Consider the following 19,996-nt stretch of genomic DNA (forward strand, 5'->3'; position numbering starts at 1 on the left):
CTCGGCGCGTGTTTCCCTCGACACTGGTTTATCGCTCCCCGATGACGACAATGGGAGAGGAGGGGAAGGGGTGGACATGAGCGGACAGGAGCGCCCGCCGACGGTCATCGTGGGGGTGGACGGCACGTCGGCCGCGCAGGCGGCCCAGGCGTGGGCGATCGAGGCCGCCGTCGAACGGGACGAACGACTACGGATCGTGCACGGCCTGGGCATGTCCGCCGTGATGGGGACCCTCGCCGGATCCGGAACCGAACGCCACCAGGCCGGGGAACAGGCCCGGGAGGGCGGACACGCGCTCTTGGCGGCCGCGGCGGAGGAGGCCCGACGGGTCCACCCGGACCTGAACGTCTCCACCCTCCTGGCCATGGAGGACGCCCCGGCGGTCCTGCTCGACGAGGCCGGGCACCGGGACATGATCGTCGTCGGCTCGCGCGGGCTCGGCGCGGTCCGGGCGATCATGCTCGGCTCGGTCGGCCTGCGCACCTCCACCCACGCGCCCTGTCCGGTGATCGTGGTCCCCGAGGTGTCGGAGCGGCGGCGCGGGGGTCGGATCGTGGTCGGGGTCGACGGCTCGGCCTCCTCGCGTCGGGCCCTGCGCTTCGCCCTGGACCATGCCCTGGTCACCGACGCCGCCGTGGTGGTGGTCAACAGTTGGGAGGTGCCGTTGCCCCAGGACCCGGAGTCGCTCGCCGCCGACACCCACTCTCTGCACGAGGAGATGTTCGACCGCCAGTCGGAGGAGGTCGTCGCCGGTGTGCTGGCCGAGGTGATCGACGATCGGACCGAGGGGCTCGACATCTCCGCCGTTCGGATCCAGGCCGACCCGGTGGAGTCCCTGCTCGAAGCAGGAGAGGGGGCGGACATGATCGTCGTCGGATCCCGGGGCCGGGGCGGGGTGAGCGGACTGGTGATGGGGTCGACCAGCCAGGGGGTACTGCGCCGGGCGACGGTCCCGGTGGCCGTTCTGCCGCCGCGCGCGGAGGAGACGGACTGAACGGCGGACGACCCTTCCCACCAGGGACCTTCCGCCCTGTGCCGCTACGGGGCGGATCCGGTCTACTCGGTGATGATGGTGGTCGGCGCCAAGGGGAACCTAGGGGGAACAATGGCAACAGAACCGCAGCGAACCGCCAAGGTGGTCGTGGGTATCGATGGTTCCGATCAGTCGCGCGCGGCCCTGGAATGGGCGGCGGTGGAGGCCGCCCGTCGTCGGGTCCCGCTTCTCATCGTCCACGCCCTCGGGATGCCGGTGATCGTCTCGGCCTACGGTGGCCCGGCCCGCTTCCAGCCGACCGAGGAGATGTCGGGTCAGGCCGACGCGGTCCTGAACTCGGCCGAGAGGTACGTCAACGAGCTTCGCCCCTCCGTCGTCGTCGAGTTGGTGACGGCCTTGGAGGAGGCGCCGCTGGCCCTGCTCCGGCAGAGTCACCCGCACGACCTCATCGTCGTGGGCACCAGGGGGTTGGGCGCGTTCGCGTCCATGTTCGTGGGCTCCGTCAGCGTCCGCGTCTCCGCCCAGGCACCGTGCCCCGTGGTCGTGGTGCCCGCCGACGAGGAGGGGCACGCCACCAGGACCGGACTCGACCGTGTGGTGGTCGGGGTCGACGGGTCCAAGCCCTCCCACCGCGCCCTCGGGCTCGCGGTGGACGTGGCCGCGGAGAGCGGAGGGGAGCTCATCGTGGTCAACAGCTGGGAGGTGCCCTTCCCCTATGACCCGGTCGCGATGACCGCCGCGGGGTACAAGTCGCAGGACGAGATCTTCGAGAGGCAGTCCGAGAAGCTCGTCGCCGAACTGCTGGACGACGTGATGGCCGAGCGCCCGGGCGACCTCGGGATCGAGGTCACCATCGTGCGCACCCAGTCCAACCCGGTCGACGCCCTCTTGGAGGCCGCCGCGGAGGCCGACGTCATCGTGGTGGGCTCCCGAGGCCGTGGCACGGTCCGGGGGCTGCTCATGGGCTCCGTCAGCCAGGGCGTGCTCCACCACGCCAAGGTCCCGGTCGTCGTGATGCCCAAACACGCCGACGAGGACTGACCCTCCCCGGGGGCGTGAGAAGCCCCCCCGGGGCACGTCGCCCGGCCCGAGGTCCCTCTATCGATCCAGGAGTGCCCGCAGCTCGTCGACGGTCAGCCAGGGCCGGGACACGTGGATCATCCGATGGCAGTTGGCGCACAACAACGCGAGGTCCTCGAGACGGGTGACGCTCTCTCCGATGTGGTGGAGCGGGACCACATGGTGGACCTCGATGTAGTCCTTGCCGCGGGGGCCATAGGTGGCACCGAAGTCGAAGCCGCAGGCCTCGCAGGCGATGGGCCGGCCCTCGGCGCGGGTCCGGTCGATCTTCTTCTTCCGGAGGCCGCGGTCGCGCTCTCGGGCGTAGTGCTTACGGATGAGCAGACGCCCCTCGGGGGCGCTGATGTCCTCGTCCGCCTCCTCCTCGAAGGCAGGGAGCCCTGCCAACTCCCCGGAGCGCACACCGCGGCGGATGTTCTCCGCGGCGTTCCTCATGCGTCGGGGCTCGTCGAGGAAGGCCCACATGATCTCGGCGTCGCGGGCGCTGCCGTTGGTCTTCTTCGTGTCCCGATCGGGGTGCTCGTTGAGGATGTTGTCGGTCTTGAGCCTGACACTGTTCGGGGAGCGGAAGCCCACCGGTCTTTTCTCTCGGGGATGGAGGGGGAGACGCTGGAGCAGCTCGGAGAGCGCGATCACCTCGGAGCGGGTGGTGTCCAGGGTCTTCCATCCATGCTCGACCAGAAGGTCGCACGCCAGGATCAACTCGTCCCAGGCCCAGGGGATGCTCGGGGTCGAGCGGACCTCGAACCCGAGTTCGCGGAGCCGTTTCTCGATGTCGGCTCTCCCACCCGGGAGTTCGGAATCGTAGGGGAGTCGCCCCGTGGCGTACTTGTGGGCCGCATGGAAGACGGCCTTGGGGTCGTAGGTTCTGTCGTCGTGCGCGAGGGCGTAGGAGGAGGTGAGCCTGAACCCGTAGGTGTCGAGGAAGGCCTCCCGGCCGAGTGCGTCGTACTCGGCGATCGCCTTGAGGACCGCGTCCGCGGTGATGTCTGCCGGACCCATGCCGTCAGCCTAGAGACGAGGGGTGACAGCGTCTCCCCTCCCCGGGGTAACGAAGAAGGGCCGTTCGTCGGTGACGAACGGCCCTTCGGGCGCGGAGGGTGTGGGATTTGAACCCACGAAGCCCCGTCAAGGACTTGGTGCTTTTCAAGAGCACTGCACTCGGCCGCTATGCGAACCCTCCTGGGGGAGAGTGACTCTCCGCCAGACATGGTAGCCCACGGGTGCGTCGGGGGCATCGGGGTGTCAGGGGTGGCGCATTGTGGTTACTCGTGAGTAACATGTGTGGCATGGAGAAAATGGACGCCGCGACGGCGGAAATGGTCAAGACCGGGTTCCTCGACTCGGTTCCCTTCGCGCGCACCCTCGGGGTCACCTTCACCGACCTGGACCACGGTCGCGCCGTCATGCGGCTGCCCGATGACGCGGCCCACCACAACCACGTCGGCGGTCCCCACGCGGGCGCCATGTTCACCTTGGCGGAGTCCGCCTCCGGCGCCATCGTCATCGGCACCTTCGGAGACCAGCTGAACCGCGCGGTCCCGCTCGCGGTCAGTGCCGAGATCCGCTACCTCAAACTGGCCATGGGCGACGTCACCGCCGAGGCCGTCCTCGGACGCCCCCGTGAAGAGGTCGTCGCCGAACTCGACGAGGGCCGGCGTCCCGAGTTCCCCGTCGACATCGAGCTGCGTACCGACGACGGCACCGTCACCGGCCGCATGACGGTCCTGTGGACCCTGCGGCCGAACAAGAAGTAGGAGCGCTCCGGTCGGACCCCTCCTGCGGGGTCCGACCGTGTCCCGCCGATTGTCGTTACCCCTGGGTACGTTGACCTCGAAAGGCATCAGCCGAAGAGGAGGTCGCGCGGTGAGACTACGAGTGGATCGTGACGCGTTCGCCGAGGCGGTCACATGGACTGCTCGGGCCCTCCCGGCCAGGCACGCGGTACCCGTGCTCGCCGGGATGCGCATGGAGCTGTCCGAGGACGGTTCCGCCCTGCGCCTGTCCGGGTTCGACTACGAGGTCTCCACGCGGTCCTCGGTCGAGGTCCTGTCCGAGGAGGGCGGCGCCGTCCTGGTGCCCGGACGCCTGCTGGCCGAGATCGTCACCAACCTCCCCTCCGGCTCGGTGCGTATCGAGACCGACGGCCCCAAGGTGCGGATCGAGGGCGGGGCCGCGAGGTTCACGCTCATCACCATGCCTTTGGAGGACTACCCGGAGCTGCCCGGGATGCCCGACGCGGTCGGTTCGGTGGCCTCGGACGCGTTCGGAGCCGCGGTGCGTCAGGTGACCCCGGCCGCGAGCAGGGACGACACCCTGCCGATGCTCACCGGCGCCTATCTGGACCTCACCGGTGACACCCTCAAGGTGGCGGCCACCGACCGTTACCGGATCGCGGTGCGCGAACTCCGGTGGCGGCCCCTGGACCCGGGAATCGACACGTCCGCGCTGGTTCCCGCCCGTACCTTGGCGAACACGGTGAAGGGTCTGATCGGCCGTTCCCACGTGGACATCGCTCTTTCTCCGGCAGAGGCGGCCGAGGGCGGGGGGCTTTCTCCGGGTGAGGGGATGATCGGGTTCGCCAATGGCGACCGTCGTACCACCACCCGGCTGATCGACAGCGACTTCGTCAAGTACGAGACCTGGTTCCCCACCGAGTTCTCCTCACGGGCGGAAGTGCCCGTCACGTCATTGGTGGAGGCGGTCAAACGCGTCGCTTTGGTGGCGGACCGAAACACCCCTCTCCGGCTTGCTTTCACGGAGGGTGAAGTCGTTCTGGAGGCCGGTTCCGGGGAGGACGCCCAGGCGATGGAGGCCATTCCGGTGTCCTTCGAGGGGGACCCGATCAGGCTGTCCTTCCGCCCCGACTACCTCATCGACGGGCTGGCCGGGGTGGAGAGCGCCACCGCCCACCTGAACTTCACGCGACCCACGAAACCGGCCGTGTTCACCGACGTTCCTGAGAAGGAGGGGGAGAAGCCGGTCTTCCGCTATCTCGTGCAGCCTCTGCGTGCCGTGTGACCTGCGTCTTCTTGACTTTCGAAGGGCTCCGTCCACCGTTGTGCACAAGTTATCCACAGGCTGCCCTCCGAGGCTGTGGACAACTCCGGGTGATCACCCTGTTCGAAGAGGCGGGTCACCCCGGGAAAGGGCTCGTATTTCCCCTTTGACAAGGGAGAATCGAACTCTCCGCCAATCTGTGCACAGCCTGTGGATAACTCGGGGTGAGGGTCTATTCGCCCTCGGCCAGAGTGGACGTCCCGCCACTGGTCACAGGGGTCTCCAGACCCAACTCCGCCTGACGCCCCCGCCGGTATCCGGCCCGGTATCCGGCGGCGCTGTGAGTGCGTTCGGGGCGGTGTTTGCGCAACTGCGGGAACTGCTTGTGGAACTCCTCGTTGACCCGGTGCAGGTCGTCTCGGAGCACCAGTTCGGCCCCGCGCTTCGAGTTCTCGCCATCACCGTCGGTCACCCCTCCGGCGCCGGTTTCGGGCGAGACCGTTTCCTGGAGGCGGGCGCGGAACTCGCGAATGCGCTCGGCCACCGCCTGCCCGTAGGCGCGAACGAAGGAACGGTAGTAACGCTTGCGCTCGGTCTCCAACTCGGAACGCGTGTAGTTGCGCAGTTCCCTGATATCGGAGACGTGCGTCGAGCTCATGAACCTCGCAGACGCCTCCATCTGCATGGAGATCGACGGCATGAGCATTCGCAGCGCTTCCAGCGCGTTGGTCGTGCCCACCAGGATGATGGTGCGGTCCGTGTTCTCGGAGGAGTTGCCTCGGACCGCGGACTGGCAGCCGTAGGCGGCCGCGATGTCGGCCAGGGCCTTCACGCGGGCCTTGCCGTGGCCGCCCACTCCGGAGACGGTGTAGTCCATGCGGCTGATCGCGTCCGGCTCCTCGCCCCGCTCGACGCGGGCCTCGGCCTCGGCGATCGCGTGGCGGGTCATGAGCTCGGCGGCCTTGGCGGTGAACGCCTGGCTCTCGGCATCGGTGACCGCGGGGTCCTCCGCCATGCGAAGGAGCCCGCGGACCCGCTCGACCATCTTCTGACGGGCAGCTTCAGTCATCGGCGCCGGTCGTCTCCCCTAGGTGAGTGTCGTGGTCCCGTCCCCGGGCGGAAACAACGAGCCTAAGCCCTCTTGTTCCCCACCACCATCACGGAGCCCGGTGGATCGCCTCGGCGCCCGTCCGTGCCCGCCTCTCCCGCTCGCGGCGGCCCTGGTCTCCAGGCCGCCGAAAGGGGAGGACGGGGGCTAGGGAGTGTTTTTTGGATGCTTTCGCCTGGCATCGGCGGAGCCGATCCTCGGCGAGCGGTCGCCGGGCGATCTCTCGCCGGACGACGAGCGAAGGTGCCCCTACTGTGCCCTGCTACGCAGGATCGCACAGCGGGGGCCCGCCCGGGTTCGGCTGTCCTCATCAGTGTTTGCTTCGAATGGGCGGCGCCGCGAGAGGAAGCCAGGCCCCGTGTGAAGCACCGCGCGCGTCAGCGCGACCGTTGAGGGTGGTGGTGGGTGACGGCGCGGGAGGAATGATCCAAAAAGCACGACCTAGTTCTTGTCGCCGACCACGGCCGCGACGACGCCGATGATGAGCCACAGCATCAGGCCCACGCCCAGACCGGCGAAGGCCGCGCCGAACAGACCGCTGAAGATCGCGAAGCTGCCGATCACGGAACCGATGTAGGAGATCACGGCGGTGGCGCCGCCGCCGAGGATCGCCGGAGCGCTCGCATAGCGGAACGGGTAGGTGGCGGCCCAACGGCGCCCTCGCCGGTCGCCCTTCTTGCTCATCACGCCGCCGATACCGCCGATCAGCGCGAAGAAGAAGATTCCGGTCGTGACCGCACCGGGGATACCGGCAAGCCCGAAGTTCATCAGGAAGGAGAGGGCGCCCGCCACCGAGCCGCCCACGATCGAGGCGCCCCACGGCCAGATCATCGTCGCCGAGGCGACGGGAGTGAATGCGTTACCGCGCTCCAGCGTCATGTTCACAGCTCCAGTCGAATCGCGTGGCCTCCGCGCTTCGCGGGACCCTCCCCACCAGGATGGGGTGTCGAGGCCTCCCGCGCATCAGGGCCTGTCCCTGACTTACCCCGGAGTCGACGCCCTGGCACCCGACATCCTTGAGGAAGCCGACACGTGCCCGGCCGAAAGCCGTCTTCGAGACGCCTCGGATGGGGACAACGATCAGAAGGCCCCGGAAGTGCCCGCCGTTCCGGTGTTCTCGTGTTCCCCTTCGTCCCGGGGGGACGCGCCCAGGTCGGCGCGCAGTTCCGGCCAGGCGGAACGGAACGCCGGGAGGAGGGGAAGGGACTCGGTCGTCTCCAACGGGATCCAGCGGATCTCCTCGCTCTCCGAGTTCCCGGCACGGAACGGGGTCAGGGCCGGGACACGCAGGAGGAAGGTGTCGTACCGCCATACGGACAGGTCGTGTTCGTGTCGAGCGAGTACCGTGTAGCCGTCGAGGTCTCCGTCGACCTCTTCGCGGAACTCGCGGACGGCGGCCTCGAGGGGACTCTCGTCCCTGTTGCGCGCCCCGCCGGGGATCCCCCAGGTGCCTCCCATATGGGTCCACCCAGCACGGTGTTGGAGCAGTACATGCCCACCACCGGCCTCATCGGTGGCGTACAACAACAGCCCGGCGGCGCCGTAGAGCCCCCACCTCTTGGAACCGTCGGGCAGCGTCACCCAACCGTTTCCGTCACCCTCCTGCATCAGGCCCTCCGATCGAGCGATCTCCTCCGGCCCACGATCTCCCACCGCGGACCTGTGGACAACGGGATTCGAGATCGCGAACCCCACTAATCTTTTGAACCTATGGCCCCCTTGACCTCTTCCGCAGCCCGTCTCCCCGTCTACACGCTCGGCCTGGTACGTCGCCACTGGGCTCCGCTGTTGTGCGTGTACACCGGTGGAATGTTGCTCCACGCCCTGATCATGCGTGGTCTGGTGGCGTTCAACGACGTCGAGCCCGCTCTCGCGCTGTCCGGTCTGGGATTGACCCTCCTGATCACCCTGGTCACCTTCGTGGTGATGTTCCAACTCCTGCGCCCCGGGCTCCCCCTCGTCGACTCCGAACTCAACGCGGAGATCGTACGGCGTAACAAGCGGAAAGGTTTCGCGGAACGGGAACGTCGGGTCGTGGACGGTGTCGCCCTCGCGATCATGCCCTTCCTGCTCTTCTACGGGGCCTGGGGGCTCTTCGAGGAGCAGTACAACACCTACAGTGTCGACCTGCTCAACACCGGCGGTGTCGAGGCCTTCTCCGCGCCCACCGAGATGGCCTGGTTCGGCATGCCCCTACTGGTGGCGTGCTCGGCATGGCTGCTGCGACGGGTGTGCGGGCACTTCTACAAGACGGGGCGCAACCCGGTCCTGGGCATCCTCACCGCTCTCTTCGAGGGCGTGTGGATGTTCATGGTCGTGTTCTCCATCGGTGTCCTCATAGGGCTCTGGAACGATTGGATCGGCAGCCGGGTCCTCTGGGTGTCGGTGGAGCTCTCGATCACCCGGGGCATCGACGGCTTCGGCGACCTCATCGACGTTCCGAACCTGTCCCTCGGGGTCTCCGCGGCCTTCGCCGCGCTCTGGGCCACGGTCAAGGAGGGGTTCATCGGGCCGATGCTGTGGCTGACCATCACCGCCGTCGTGTACCGGGCCCAGATCGACGATCACGACGCGCTCTTCGAGGAGCGCCGGGGCGGTGGCCGGTTCGGGGCCGCGGTCAACCGCACCGCGAGGTTGAGCCGGATCTTCGGTAAGCACGCCGACTCCGACTTCCGTGACAAGTTCACGCCCTGCCTCAACGCCGTACGGTTCGTGCTCGGGGCCGGTCCGGTGTTCTACCTGACCTTCTGCCTCTACTTCGTCCTTCTGGACCTGGTGTTCAGCAGGCTGCACCGGGGGGCCCTCGTGCTCCTGGAACGGACGGGGGAACCGAACGAGGTGTGGCTCTGGACCCAACCGGTCGACTTCGTGATGACCGCTCTGCACATGCTGCTCCGGCTCTGCCTGTTGGCGGCGACCTTCGAGATCGCCCTGCGCAAGGCGGAGGAGACCAGTGTGGGACGGCACCTGTGGAGGGTCGCCGGGCACGCCGTGCCCACGCCCGAGGCCCGAGGCCCGGTCCGAAGAGGGACGGGCCCCGGTCGAGGCGCCCACTAGGAAGTGGTGTCCATGGGCTCGATGTCGAAGACCAGGGCCTCCGGGGCCGGCCGGGTCGAGTCTCCGGTGGTGGTGACGCTCACCTCGAACCGGAGCTCCTCCGCCACCTCCTCGGGGACCAGGTAGGACACCAGGAAGGTCTGTTCCGTGCCGCCTCGGACCGGCCGCATCGAGCCGTCGGTGCAACCACCGGACGTGTTCCCGGGGTCTCGGGACAGACCTCGGTCGCCGTATTCGAGAGTGGGCTCCCAGGATCGACCCTCGCCGTCCAGGGCGCGGAACCGGCAGTAGGCGCCCAGCAGTTCGCCGGCCTCGTCGTCCCGGGGGGTGACCCGGAAGCCGATGTCGACCAGCTCCACGCCTTCGGGGGGCGGGGGCTGCCCTCCCAGGACGCCGACCACGTAGACGGCCGCCAGCCACTCGCTACCGACCAGGGAGGCGGTGTCCTCCCCCTCCACGAGCCGGGCCTCGGGACGGACACGGCCGTTCTCGCGGGCCTCGTCGAGCTCGCTCAGGTACGGCCAGCCGACCATGACGGGGAAGAGCACCAGGAGGGCGGCGACGTAGGGCAGGTGCAGCCGTTTCCACAGCGGCAGTCCACGACGCGGTCGGCCGGAGCGGGGCCGGGGCGCGCTCTCGGGGCGTCGGTGGGAGCGGTGTCCGTGCCCGAGAGGAGCCCGGCGCGGGTCCGGCCTCGTCCGGTCCCACCCCGGCCCTGACGGCGGCCCGTACGGCCCCGGGGCCCCGGGTGGAGGAGGAGTGGGTCCCGGGCCGCCACCGTGACGGCCGCGAGGCCCTCGGGGTACGGGAGGTGTTCGAGGATCGGGCGCGGCCGGACGCCCGCCCATGGGTGCGGGTCCGGCCGGAGGGCGGTCCCCGGGCCACCGCTGTGATGGAGGCGGCCCCTGGGCCGGAGGGGGAGGGAAGACCTCTCGACCCGGGCGGAAGGGGTCCCGACGGCGAGGATCATTCGGATGCATCGTTGTCCTTCCCGGTACGGACCTCGGGAGGGAGGAGGACCAGGGGGTCGTCGAGAGGGCGGGGTTCCACCGGGTCCAGCGCCACGGACGCCTGAGCACCCAGATACCGGTTGAAGTCCGGTGCGTGGGTGACGACCAGCGCGGGCTCGTCGATCCGGTCGAGGGGGACTTCGAACAGGAACGCGCCCTCCTGTGGGAGGCCGGGGGAGAGGGTCGCCCGGTCCAGGGAGTCGGAGAACCAGCCGGGCACGTCGTAGGTGGTGCCGTCCTTCATCCGCAGTTCGGCCGGGAAGTTGGTCATGGTGGTGTGGGCGGCGGTGATCCGCGCACGGACGAGGACCCAGACACCATTGGCCTCGACCGGGCCGATCGGGTCTCCCAGGATGTCGGTGGCCTCCAGAGCCGATCCGACCTCCAGGTCCACGACCTCCAGGGAGAAGTCGTCGGTGACGACGGGCTCTCCGACGGAGCCGGTGGTGGTGACCGGGGCGAACAGGCTCTTCTTGTCCAGCGTGAAGTGCTGAAGGACGGCGATGCCGACGACCAGGAGCACGCACAGGAGGCCGGCCGTCAGGCTGCGGCTCATGAGCGTCCTCTCTCGTTCAGTGGGAGCGTGACGGTGCCCGCCACATCGTCGGAGGAGATCCAGAAGGACCCGAGACCGTCGCGCGTTCCCAGTTCCTGCATCCCGTGGACGGCGAGGTCGACCTCGCCCAGGTCGGAGGCGGTGATGTCCTCGGGCATCTCCCAGGACAGCACCGCGTTCTCCTCGGCCATATGAGGCTGAAGGGAGGCCACGAGGCTCTCCGGCATGCGTTCGAAGGAGACGTCGGGCCGGTCGGTCGAGGTGCCGGAGGGGCCCAGGAGCAGGACGAGCCCGCTGCCGACCTCGAACATCGGGACCGAGACGTCGGACGCGCGCAGTTCGATGTCCGCCCGGACCTGGAGGCGGGCGCCGTCGTCACCGGTCTCCACCCACGCCTCGTAAGGGGTGACGGCGAACAGTTCGTTCTCCAGTTCGGTCCCCGGGGGCTCGGGGGAGGTCTGTGAGTCGGCCCTGTCCAGACCGCCGAAGGCGGCCACGATCAGGGTGACGATCGCTCCGGCCGCACCGACTACGGAGACCAGTGCGAAGCGGGCGAGGGGATCGACGGGGAGGAAGGACCGCCGTGCGATATCGGCGGCACGGACATGGTGGACCACGAGCCGCAATTCTAGGGCCAAAGCGCCAAAGGCGATCTCGGGACGATGACGATGAACAGGGTGGGCGGTGAAAGCGCAGGTCAGAGGGTGTTCGGATGGATGGGGACGTCCTCGGCGGCGAACCCGGCCCCCGATTTCGATCCCTCTCTTCAGGGGGGGCGTGTTTAGAACGTCACCCGTTGTGCATAATTCGATTCGAGAGCGGAAGCGCCGTGAACGGCGCCCGTCGCCGGCGCGTGAAGAGCCCCCTGCGGACCCCCTCACCATTGAAAGCGCTTTGAAAGCGCGATGGAAGAGAGTCTCTCTAGTGTGAAACCTGTTCGACGAGGCCGATGCCCGCGAGAGGACGGCTCGCGGGAACACGGTCGACTCGTCGGAGTTTCGGACACCAGTCATCCGTGGCGTACCTGGAGGGGGCGCCACGGATGACCGTCCCGCCGGGGAGCGGTGATCCCATGATGCTTCGTAGACGACGTAGGGCCACTTTGCGGCTCTACACGAGCGCTGTGAGAAGAGGAGTTCGCGTGCCGAAGATGCTGACGATGGACGAACGCTTCGAAGCGATCGTCGCCGATGTGGCCCTGACCCCCGAGGCCAAGATGGGCCCGCTCCGAGAGCCGGACCCCGAGCGCAGGCTTCCGGACGAGACCGAGGACGGCCCCGAGGAGCGGGAGCCCGCCGAGGAGAAGTAGTTCCTCGTCCGTGGCCCGACGGTCACCCCGAGTACGACAATGGGAGGCGTACTCGGGGCCGTCGGGCTTATCTTCTTTCGCGAGTGCGACCTTGCTAGGGTTGCTGCTTGTGGAATTCGGTGTGCTCGGCCCTATCGCCGTATGGTCAGACGGAAAACCCGTTTCCGTGGGCGGACCACGCCAGCGTTGTGTCCTGGGCGCGCTTCTGGTCCACGTGGGGCGCGAGGTCACCATAGACCAGCTCACCGGTTACCTCTGGAACGAGGACCCGCCCCGCACCGCCCGTTCGGTCATCCAGGTGCAGGTTTCCCACCTGCGCCGACTGCTCCCGGGGCGGATCGCGACGACCAGTGGCGGGTACGTCCTGGAGGTGGACCCCGAATCGGTCGACCTCCATCGTTTTCGCAGACTCAGAGACGAAGCGGCCCGCGCGGATTCCGCGGAGGCCATCGAATTCCTCGACCTCGCTTTGAAATGCTGGCGTGGAATTCCTTTTTCCGGTGTCGGTTCCGATTATCTGGACGATTCGGTGGTCCGCCCCATACGCGAGGAGCGATGGTCGGCGGTCATCTCCTGGGCCTCCCACGCACTGGAGCTGGAGCGCCACTCCGACGTCGTGGCCAGGTTGACCTCGCTGAGTAGCGAGGAACCCTTCAGTGAGCGTCTGCACGAGTTCCTCATCACCGCCCTGTGGAAAGCGAGCGGTAGGGCCAAGGCCCTCTCCGTGTACGAGGACTTCCGGCGACGTCTGGCCGATGAGCTGGGCGTCGACCCCGGACACGAACTCCTCTCCCTCCACTCCCGCATCCTTCATGAGGACGTATCCCCCCAAGGGGACGTCGATCCAGTGGAGGAATCGGTACCGGATTTCAGGATCCGCAACGATCTGCCACGGGATCTTCCCGACTTCACCGGCCGAGGCGAGGCCCTGAAGAACCTGGAGGACTTCTCACTCGGCGACGACGGTCGGGCCAAGATCTGCGTCATCACCGATAGCGGCGGGGCGGGCAAGACCACGACCGCCGTGCATTTCGGCTATGAGATAGCGGACCGGTATCCGGACGGTCAGATCTTCATCGACCTCTACGGCTATACCTCGAACAAGGAACCACTGGATCCGGCCTCGGCCCTCGGCTCCCTACTGCGCGCGGTCGGGATCGAGCCGGAGGCCGTTCCCGAGTCCCTGGCCGAACGTTCGGCGCTGTGGCGGGCCACGTTGCGCGGGCGCAGGGTGCTGCTCATCCTGGACAACGCCTTCAGCCATGCCCAGGTCAGCCCGCTGCTCCCCTCCTCTTCCGGGACCCTGACGCTCATCACGACACGGAACGAACTCGTCGGACTGAGCGGGGCGCGGTTCCTGTCCTTGGGGATGTTCGACGACGACTCGTCTCTGGAGCTGCTGCGACTGATCCTCGGAGACGCGCGCGTCGACTCCGAGTTGGAGGGGGCCCGCGAGGTGGCCCGCTTCTGCGGCGGCCTCCCGCTGGCGTTGAGGGTGATCGCCGGTCGTATGGCGGGTCGGCCGAAATGGACGTTCGCACACGTCATCAGACGGTTGGTGGAACAGAACCGGACGTTCCGGGAGCTGGCGGTCGAAGGCCAGAGCGTCGAGGTCGCCATCGACCTCTCCTTCCAGAGCCTCAACCCGACCCAGCGGAGGGCCTTCCTCCTTCTGGGGCTGATGGTCGGGAACGTCATCGACCTCTCCGGCGCCGCGGCGCTCTTCGATACGTCGGTCGAGGACGCCGACGACACCCTCCAAGAGCTCGTCGGGGTGTGCCTCCTGGAGGAACCCCAAGAGGACGTGTACCGGGCGCACGACCTCATAAGGGCCTTCGCCCTCGACCGGGCCCTGGCGGAGTTCGGACACGAGGAGGCCGACCGGATCAAGGTGCGGCTCTCCGGTTTCTACCTGGAGACCGCGCAGCGCGCGGCGGAACTCCTGGGGCCCCGGGTCCAGGAGAGGTCCGAGGTGTCGTTCTCCCGCTACCGGGTGGAGTTGTCCAGTCGGCGGGAGGCCGAGGACTGGTTCTCCCTCCACCAGGAGAATCTGGCCGACGCCATCGAGTACTTCGCCTCGCGCGACCACGGAGAGGAGGCCTGGCGTCTGGCCGACGCCGTGTGGCGCTTCTACGCGGTGCGCGGTCAGATGGGGCTGCTGGTCACCTCCCATGAGCGGGTCCTACAGATCAGCGAACGTCAGGGGAACCGGCGAGGGCGCGCCGTCACCCTGATCGGACTGGGGATCGCCTACTACATCTCCGGGCGTTTCGAAGAGTCCCTGAGACTGCTCGGCGAGGCCAGGACGATCCTCGAGGGGCTCGGGGACGGTCGAGGCGTGATCCGCGCCCTCGCGAACCTGGGCATGGTCTATGAGCGCATGGGACGGTTCGCCGACTCCGCCGCGGCGATCAAGGAGGTGCTCCGTTACGCCGAGGAGCTCCGCAACCCCAAGGTCGAGGCCCTCCAGTGGGGCAACCTGGCCGTTCTCCAACAGTCCCTCGGTGAGTACAAGGAGGCCCTGGCGAGCGCGGAACGGGCGATCCTGATCTCCCAGGGAGAGCAGGAGGGGGAGATCCGGGCCCGGGCCAAACGGGTCATGGGAGAGGCGCACACGTGCCTGGGGAACATGGACTCGGCCTTTCAGGAGTTGGACGAGGCCATGGAACTCTCCTCCCACCTACAGCTGGTGGGGAACAGGATCTACGTGCACAACTCCAGGGGGATCGCCCACCGCGCGGCGGGGCGGTTCGACGAGGCCGTCCGGGAGCACGGCAGGGCCCTCGCGTTGGCGGAGACGTCCGGCGACCGGAGTGGGGACGCCGAGATCCTCACCGATCTGGGGGTCACCCAGGTCGAGGCCGCCCGCTATGAGGAGGCCCGCGAAGGACTCGATCGGGCCCTGGAGCTCGCGGTCGAACGCGGAGAGCGGTACATCGAGGCCCGTGCCTCGCTCGCGCTCGGAGGGATCCCGGGGCCGTTCGTCGACCCGGGACGCGCGCGCGACCTGCTCGCGGAGTCGGTACGGATCTTCGAGGACCTCGACCTGCCGGAGGCGGAGGCGGCCCGTCGGCGGCTTCAGACCCTGGACGCGGAACCCGGCCCCGACGTCGCGCCCGCCTTCTAGGAGACCCGGGCCCTTCTTCCGGCCGAGCCTGATCCACGACGGCGCTTCTTCCAGCCGCCGCCTCGACGCATCGACCTCAGGTACAACGTCGACGGCAGTGTCCTCACCCCTCGTGGGAGCCTCGGATACACCGCTCCGACCATCCGGAACAGGCGATCGAATCTTCGCTGGTGGGCCGGTGACCAGGGGATGCCGAAGGCCTCTCGAAGATCCGGGGGGAGCAGGCCGCCGCTGATGAAACGCTGGGCCGCGGTGAGCGGCCACAGCAGGCGGTTGTTCGGCCGGAACAGATCACGGGCCAGGGCCCGGGCCTCGGGGCCGACCTCCAGGCGCGCGCAGGCCCGTTCCCAGTACTCCTCGAACTCCTCCAGGGAGGCGGGCCAGTGCTCCTCCGGCAGTCCCAACGAGGTCCCGTACCGGGCGGACTCCCTCAACAGAAGCTCACGCTCCTGTTCGGACCGTTCGCCGAGCACCAGTTCGTACAACCGGGCGCCCGAGTGGTAGAGGGTCGCGGCCACCCACAGCAGCAGTTCGGGGTCGAGCGCGTCGTAACCGGGACCGCGCACCTTCCGGTGCAGGGCCCGCACGATCGCCCCGACCCGGGCGCGCTCCTCCTCGGTGCCGAGGGAGACGCCGTAGACGTAGTAGAGCGTGCCGCGCAGTCGGTCGAGAGGGCGGGACGCGAAGTCGCTGTGGTCGGCCACACCGCGGGCCACGTCGGGGTGGGCGATCTGGAGCAGGACCGCGTAACCGGCGCCGGCGAGGATGCCGGCCTCCCCACCGGTCCGACGCAGCATGGATTCATCGGACGGGTCCATGTTCGAATCGTACGGCAGCGCCCCACCTCCCCGCAGGTGGCACGCCTTTCCCTGGCGGGGGATAAGGCGCGTTTCATCCCTCTTCCTCCAGGAACCGCCCGGCGAGGTCGCGCAGCGGACCGAGGCGTGCGAGGGCGTCGGTGCCGTCGATGTACTGGTCGACCGCGCCCACCGGGACGCCGTCGCGCAGCGCGGGGTCCTCGATCCGTGCCAGAAGCGCCTCGGTGAACCGCCCGGCGTCCAGGACCGGATAGGGGCGAGAGTGGAAGGGGCGTGGTTCGGGGGAGAGGGGGTCGGCCAGACCGGTGCGGTTCTGGAGTTCCGCCACCTTCCGGTAGGCCTCGGCGAGTTCGGTCGCGGGGCGGGCCGAGGTCAGGGCCCTTTCGAGTACCGGTCCCACCTCGACCGCCGCGTCGAGGGAGGCGAACACCGTCCCGAGCCACTTGGAGTAGGGCGGGTACCGGCGTTCCAGGAGCAGACAGAGCCGCATCAGGTCACGGACCAGGCGGGCCGTGACGATCCGTTCGCCGAGCCCGTCCCCGACCTCGGCGCAACGGCCCACGAACGCCTCCTCCTGGGCGATCCGCCGCCATTGGCAGGCCAGAACATAGCGCCACAGGTCGTCGGGGTACCACTCCAGGGCGTGGCGGATCCGGGTGATCTCGCCGAGGTCGTCGTGGAAGACGGCTCCCCCGATCACCTCGGCCAGTCGTTGGGTCGGAACGGCGAGCCAATCGATGGTGCGGACCCCATGTCCCGGGTCGAACCCCAGCTGTTCGACCGACCAGGTCCTCGGGTCGACGACGTCCACCCCATGACGCCCTTCGGGGGAGTCGGTGAGCATCCGGTTCCCGGGGTCGTCGGGGTCGGGCAGGAAGCGCGTGGGCCATCCGCGGATCCGTCCGGGCAGGCTCCGCTCCAGGAGATCGTCGATCCGCCGATGGTTCCGGTCCACGAAGATCTGGAGGCGAGGTCCCCAACCGTGGTCCGTGGAACGTTCCGTGTCCAGCCCCGGCACCTCCGACCCCGGCCCCAGTAGGGCGGCGGCGTGCGGGATCCCTTGAAGAAGAGGGGCGACGGCCTCTTCGTACAGAGCCCTGGACAACTCCAGTCCGGGAAGGAAACGCGGGGTCGGATCGTTCATCGGCGTCCTCTCACGGAGATCGGGGTCGGTTATCCCATGCAGACCTCGAGGAGGGCCACGGATTTTCCGCCCGGAGGGCTCCCGAGGGGTGGGTAAGGAAAACATCACCTTGTGGTGAGGTCTGCCTCGATGGTCATGGAAAGACCCTCTTGGTCCACCTTGTGTCGCACCGGACCGGACACGATCGGTGAGTGAGTCGTGCCAGTTCGGAGCCGCACCCGTGATCGAGGGGGCCAGTACCAGTGGCCGCCGACGGCCCCCTGGTCCCGAAAACCGGTACGTAGGGGCCTGCCTGCCTTCGGTAACGGCGGTCTTGACGGGGGATGACGCGCTTTTTACGGTCTTCGAAAACCGGGTGGGGGAAGTTCCCGAGAACCACGGGATCTTTCTCGGACATCCCCTGGAGCTCATGGAAATAACCGGCCGTGAGTGCCTCCGCCCACCCCTGGACCGGTAACGGTCCGGGTCACCCCCGCTACGGCTCCTCGGAGCCGTGACCCACAGGAAGGGCACGAATTCATGACCGTGCGCAGCAAGATCCGTTCCGGCGCGGCCGTCGCCGCCGCGACCGCCCTGGCCTTCACTCTCATGCCGGCCGGCGCCGCCAGCGCCCACGGCTACGTTTCCGACCCGCCCAGCCGTCAGGCCCAGTGCGCCGCGGGTGTCGTCCAGTGCGGCCCGATCCAGTGGGAGCCGCAGAGCGTCGAAGGCCCCAAGGGGCTGATGGAGTGCGCCGGAGGCAACGCCGCCTTCTCCGAGCTCAACGACGACAACTACGGTTGGGACGTCACCCCCATCGGCACCACCGCCAACTTCGAGTGGACGATCACCGCCGCTCACGCCAGCGCCGAGTGGGAGTACTTCATCGACGGTCAGCTGGTCGCCAGCTTCGACGACGGTGGCGCCCGTCCGCCGTGGAACTTCACCCACCAGGTCGACCTCTCCAACTACCCCGGTGAGCAGACCGTCCTGGCCCGGTGGAACGTCGCCGACACCGCCAACGCCTTCTACGCCTGCATCGACGTCAACGTCGGCGCCCTGTGATCCTCGGGCGGAGTGATCCGCCCTGAGGGCCATGAGCGTCCTCGCGTCCCGGTCCGGCCGTGAGCCGGGCCGGGACGTATTCGTTCGCGAGGATCGGGGTGCTTTCGTCCGGCGCCTCGTGGGAATATCCGTCGAGTCAGGTTTCGACTACCCCCGGACGGACCTCCACGCATGGGCCACCCCTACCCGCCCCCTCACGGACAGCCCCGCCCCGGACCCCAAGGGCCGCCCCCACCGGGGTTCACCGGACCTCCGGGACCTCCACCCCACCCGCCCGGCCCTCCGCATGCGGCCCACCTCGCGGCGCCCCCTCCCCGGCCCCCGAGAACGCTCGCGGCCATCGCCCTCACCGCCTCCGGAACGCTGGCGGTCGCCGGGATCCTCACCTGGACCGTCGTCTTCGCCTACGGATCCGGCGGGGTGAGCTCCGCCGGAGGCCTCCCCACCGACGACCCGTGCGCCGTCCTCGCCGAAGAGACCCTCACGGACCTGGACGCCGAGGTCTCCTCCTGGAACACGAGCCCCTACTCCAACGGCTGTTCCTGGACGGTCTCCCTCGACGGCGACGAGACGACCCTGCACTTCGAACGCATGGTGCCGCTGTCCGAAGAGGACGCCGCCCTGGAGGAGGAACGCGGGGAGGAAGAGGTCCCCCGGGACGCCGATGGGCTCTACCGATCCGCTCTCGAAAGCGCGGCCGGCGGTGACTACGCGGTGGACAGCGAGGCGTCCCTCTCCACGGATACGCGTTCCCTCTCCTACGGGGACGAGAGCACGCTCACGATGCTGGACACCACCTACGAGTACTCCGACGGCAGGTCGCAGTACGTGAGTCTCACCGTTCGAGAAGAAGGCCTGGTGAGCGTGCTCTCCTTCCTCGTGGGCACCGAGTTCGAGGACATCGACCTGGCCGAGGCGGAGCGACTGCTCACCCCCGTGGCCGACGACGTGTTCGGCTGAGCGACCCCCACACCAAGACCGGCGCATGGACGACGCCCAGAACAGGAGATCCGCCGTGTACCACGGCCCGGAAGCGCGGTTCCCCCACCCTCCGACTCCCCCGCCCGCACGCCCGCCTCGTTCGACCGGACGCGTCGTGGCGATCACCATGGCGGTGACGCTCGGAGCCTACGTACTGGTCGCCGGTGCCGTCGGCGCGGTGCTGGCGGGAGGGGGAGGAGGGAGTGTCACCGGCCCGGAGTTCGAAGGTCTGCCCACCGAATCGTGCGGGGTGGCGACCGCGGCCGAACTCGACTCCGTCTCCGCGACCCTGCCCTACGCCACGTTCTCCGAGACCTCCTCCTCGTGCGGGTGGGGCGCCGAGTTCTCGGACGGGACGGAGGGCTTCCTCCGGCTCGAATACCGACTTCCCGTCGACGAGGATCGAGAACCCCTCCGGGCTGTGAGCGACGCGGAGGAGGAGTACGAGACCGAGTCCGGGAAACTGCTCGACGGGGAGGACGAGGGTTACTGGGCCGTGGAGGTCCTCGACTCCCGTGAACTCGAACTCGGGGACGGGGCCGTCCTCTCCCACCACCTGGAGGGCGGCGACGAGAAGAGCAGCCGGGTCACGGTGCTGGCCCGTGTGGAGGGCGTCCTGGTCGAGGTCACCGCCCAGGAGCGTTGGGACGGGCGTTCCGGGGCCGCGGACTTCACCGACGACGAGGAGACCATCGTCGCCATCGCCGAACGCGCGGTGTCCCTGTTGGAGGGGTGAGACGGCCGGCCTCGGAAGGCCGGCCCCACCAC

19 protein-coding genes and 1 tRNA gene are annotated in these 19,996 nt (G+C 68.6%); 10 read left to right on the forward strand and 10 right to left on the reverse strand.

Annotated elements, in window-relative coordinates; all coding sequences use genetic code 11:
* Positions 1-76 precede the first annotated feature (76 nt).
* Positions 77-994 carry a universal stress protein gene (locus tag D451_RS0123070; protein WP_026125295.1) on the forward strand — a complete coding sequence of 306 codons (918 nt, stop codon included), beginning with the start codon at positions 77-79 and terminating at the stop codon, positions 992-994.
* Between the two features lie 111 nt (positions 995-1,105).
* A complete protein-coding gene (locus D451_RS0123075; protein WP_026125296.1) occupies positions 1,106-2,035 on the forward strand; it encodes a universal stress protein in 930 nt (309 codons plus the stop codon).
* Between the two features lie 57 nt (positions 2,036-2,092).
* Here D451_RS0123075 and D451_RS0123080 read toward each other — a convergent pair whose 3' ends face one another.
* Positions 2,093-3,076: an HNH endonuclease gene (locus tag D451_RS0123080; protein WP_017536148.1), complete on the reverse strand. Its 984-nt coding sequence runs from the start codon at positions 3,074-3,076 to the stop codon at positions 2,093-2,095.
* 92 nt (positions 3,077-3,168) lie between these two features.
* Positions 3,169-3,257 (reverse strand) — tRNA-Ser (locus D451_RS0123085).
* A 115-nt stretch (positions 3,258-3,372) separates the two neighbouring features.
* Between D451_RS0123085 and D451_RS0123090 the strand changes: the two genes are divergently transcribed.
* Positions 3,373-3,831, forward strand: coding sequence for a DUF4442 domain-containing protein (locus D451_RS0123090; protein WP_026125297.1), 459 nt, complete (start codon positions 3,373-3,375; stop codon positions 3,829-3,831).
* A gap of 121 nt (positions 3,832-3,952) precedes the next feature.
* Positions 3,953-5,095 (forward strand): DNA polymerase III subunit beta, encoded by a 1,143-nt coding sequence (gene dnaN / locus D451_RS0123095; protein ID WP_017536149.1) that lies wholly within the window; start codon positions 3,953-3,955, stop codon positions 5,093-5,095.
* Between the two features lie 211 nt (positions 5,096-5,306).
* On the opposite strand, the gene D451_RS0123100 is transcribed toward dnaN, so the two are convergent.
* From D451_RS0123100 to D451_RS0123110, 3 genes are all read right to left on the reverse strand, one after another.
* Positions 5,307-6,119 carry a DUF2786 domain-containing protein gene (locus D451_RS0123100; protein WP_026125298.1) on the reverse strand — a complete coding sequence of 271 codons (813 nt, stop codon included), beginning with the start codon at positions 6,117-6,119 and terminating at the stop codon, positions 5,307-5,309.
* 504 nt (positions 6,120-6,623) lie between these two features.
* Positions 6,624-7,061, reverse strand: a complete 438-nt coding sequence (locus D451_RS0123105) for a hypothetical protein (RefSeq protein WP_017536151.1) — start codon at positions 7,059-7,061, stop codon at positions 6,624-6,626.
* A 201-nt stretch (positions 7,062-7,262) separates the two neighbouring features.
* Complete coding sequence (locus tag D451_RS0123110; protein WP_036568589.1) at positions 7,263-7,790, reverse strand: NUDIX hydrolase; 528 nt, start codon at positions 7,788-7,790, stop codon at positions 7,263-7,265.
* 102 nt (positions 7,791-7,892) lie between these two features.
* On the opposite strand from D451_RS0123110, the gene D451_RS0123115 reads away from it, so the two are divergent.
* Positions 7,893-9,239: a hypothetical protein gene (locus tag D451_RS0123115; protein WP_020379972.1), complete on the forward strand. Its 1,347-nt coding sequence runs from the start codon at positions 7,893-7,895 to the stop codon at positions 9,237-9,239.
* On the opposite strand, the gene D451_RS0123120 is transcribed toward D451_RS0123115, so the two are convergent.
* The 3 genes from D451_RS0123120 to D451_RS0123130 all read right to left on the reverse strand — a co-directional run bounded on the left by D451_RS0123120 (position 9,236) and on the right by D451_RS0123130 (position 11,422).
* Positions 9,236-9,772 carry a hypothetical protein gene (locus D451_RS0123120; protein ID WP_152472985.1) on the reverse strand — a complete coding sequence of 179 codons (537 nt, stop codon included), beginning with the start codon at positions 9,770-9,772 and terminating at the stop codon, positions 9,236-9,238. The two genes, D451_RS0123115 and D451_RS0123120, sit on opposite strands and share 4 nt — an antisense overlap.
* 433 nt (positions 9,773-10,205) lie before the next feature.
* The gene (locus D451_RS0123125; RefSeq protein ID WP_017536155.1) at positions 10,206-10,805 is read right to left on the reverse strand and encodes a hypothetical protein; all 600 of its coding nucleotides are present in this window, start codon (positions 10,803-10,805) and stop codon (positions 10,206-10,208) included.
* Complete coding sequence (locus D451_RS0123130) at positions 10,802-11,422, reverse strand: hypothetical protein (RefSeq protein WP_152472987.1); 621 nt, start codon at positions 11,420-11,422, stop codon at positions 10,802-10,804. Before D451_RS0123130 ends, D451_RS0123125 begins: the two co-directional genes overlap by 4 nt.
* 524 nt (positions 11,423-11,946) lie before the next feature.
* Between D451_RS0123130 and D451_RS28360 the strand changes: the two genes are divergently transcribed.
* Both D451_RS28360 and D451_RS0123140 read left to right on the forward strand, forming a co-directional pair.
* Positions 11,947-12,114 (forward strand): hypothetical protein, encoded by a 168-nt coding sequence (locus tag D451_RS28360; protein WP_017536157.1) that lies wholly within the window; start codon positions 11,947-11,949, stop codon positions 12,112-12,114.
* A 166-nt stretch (positions 12,115-12,280) separates the two neighbouring features.
* Positions 12,281-15,241 (forward strand): AfsR/SARP family transcriptional regulator, encoded by a 2,961-nt coding sequence (locus D451_RS0123140; protein WP_017536158.1) that lies wholly within the window; start codon positions 12,281-12,283, stop codon positions 15,239-15,241.
* On the opposite strand, the gene D451_RS0123145 is transcribed toward D451_RS0123140, so the two are convergent.
* Both D451_RS0123145 and D451_RS0123150 read right to left on the reverse strand, forming a co-directional pair.
* The gene (locus tag D451_RS0123145) at positions 15,238-16,059 is read right to left on the reverse strand and encodes an oxygenase MpaB family protein (protein WP_017536159.1); all 822 of its coding nucleotides are present in this window, start codon (positions 16,057-16,059) and stop codon (positions 15,238-15,240) included. The genes D451_RS0123140 and D451_RS0123145 overlap by 4 nt on opposite strands.
* A gap of 73 nt (positions 16,060-16,132) precedes the next feature.
* Positions 16,133-17,203: a DUF4037 domain-containing protein gene (locus D451_RS0123150; RefSeq protein WP_017536160.1), complete on the reverse strand. Its 1,071-nt coding sequence runs from the start codon at positions 17,201-17,203 to the stop codon at positions 16,133-16,135.
* A 519-nt stretch (positions 17,204-17,722) separates the two neighbouring features.
* Here D451_RS0123150 and D451_RS0123155 point away from each other — a divergent pair.
* From D451_RS0123155 to D451_RS0123165, 3 genes are all read left to right on the forward strand, one after another.
* Positions 17,723-18,247, forward strand: coding sequence for a lytic polysaccharide monooxygenase auxiliary activity family 9 protein (locus D451_RS0123155; protein WP_017536161.1), 525 nt, complete (start codon positions 17,723-17,725; stop codon positions 18,245-18,247).
* A 171-nt stretch (positions 18,248-18,418) separates the two neighbouring features.
* Positions 18,419-19,207 carry a hypothetical protein gene (locus tag D451_RS26830; protein WP_036568592.1) on the forward strand — a complete coding sequence of 263 codons (789 nt, stop codon included), beginning with the start codon at positions 18,419-18,421 and terminating at the stop codon, positions 19,205-19,207.
* 136 nt (positions 19,208-19,343) lie between these two features.
* A complete protein-coding gene (locus D451_RS0123165; RefSeq protein WP_234305953.1) occupies positions 19,344-19,964 on the forward strand; it encodes a hypothetical protein in 621 nt (206 codons plus the stop codon).
* The last annotated feature ends 32 nt before the right edge of the window (positions 19,965-19,996 follow it).

The organism is Nocardiopsis alba DSM 43377 (assembly GCF_000341225.1).
GTDB classification, from domain to species: Bacteria; Actinomycetota; Actinomycetes; order Streptosporangiales; family Streptosporangiaceae; genus Nocardiopsis; species Nocardiopsis alba.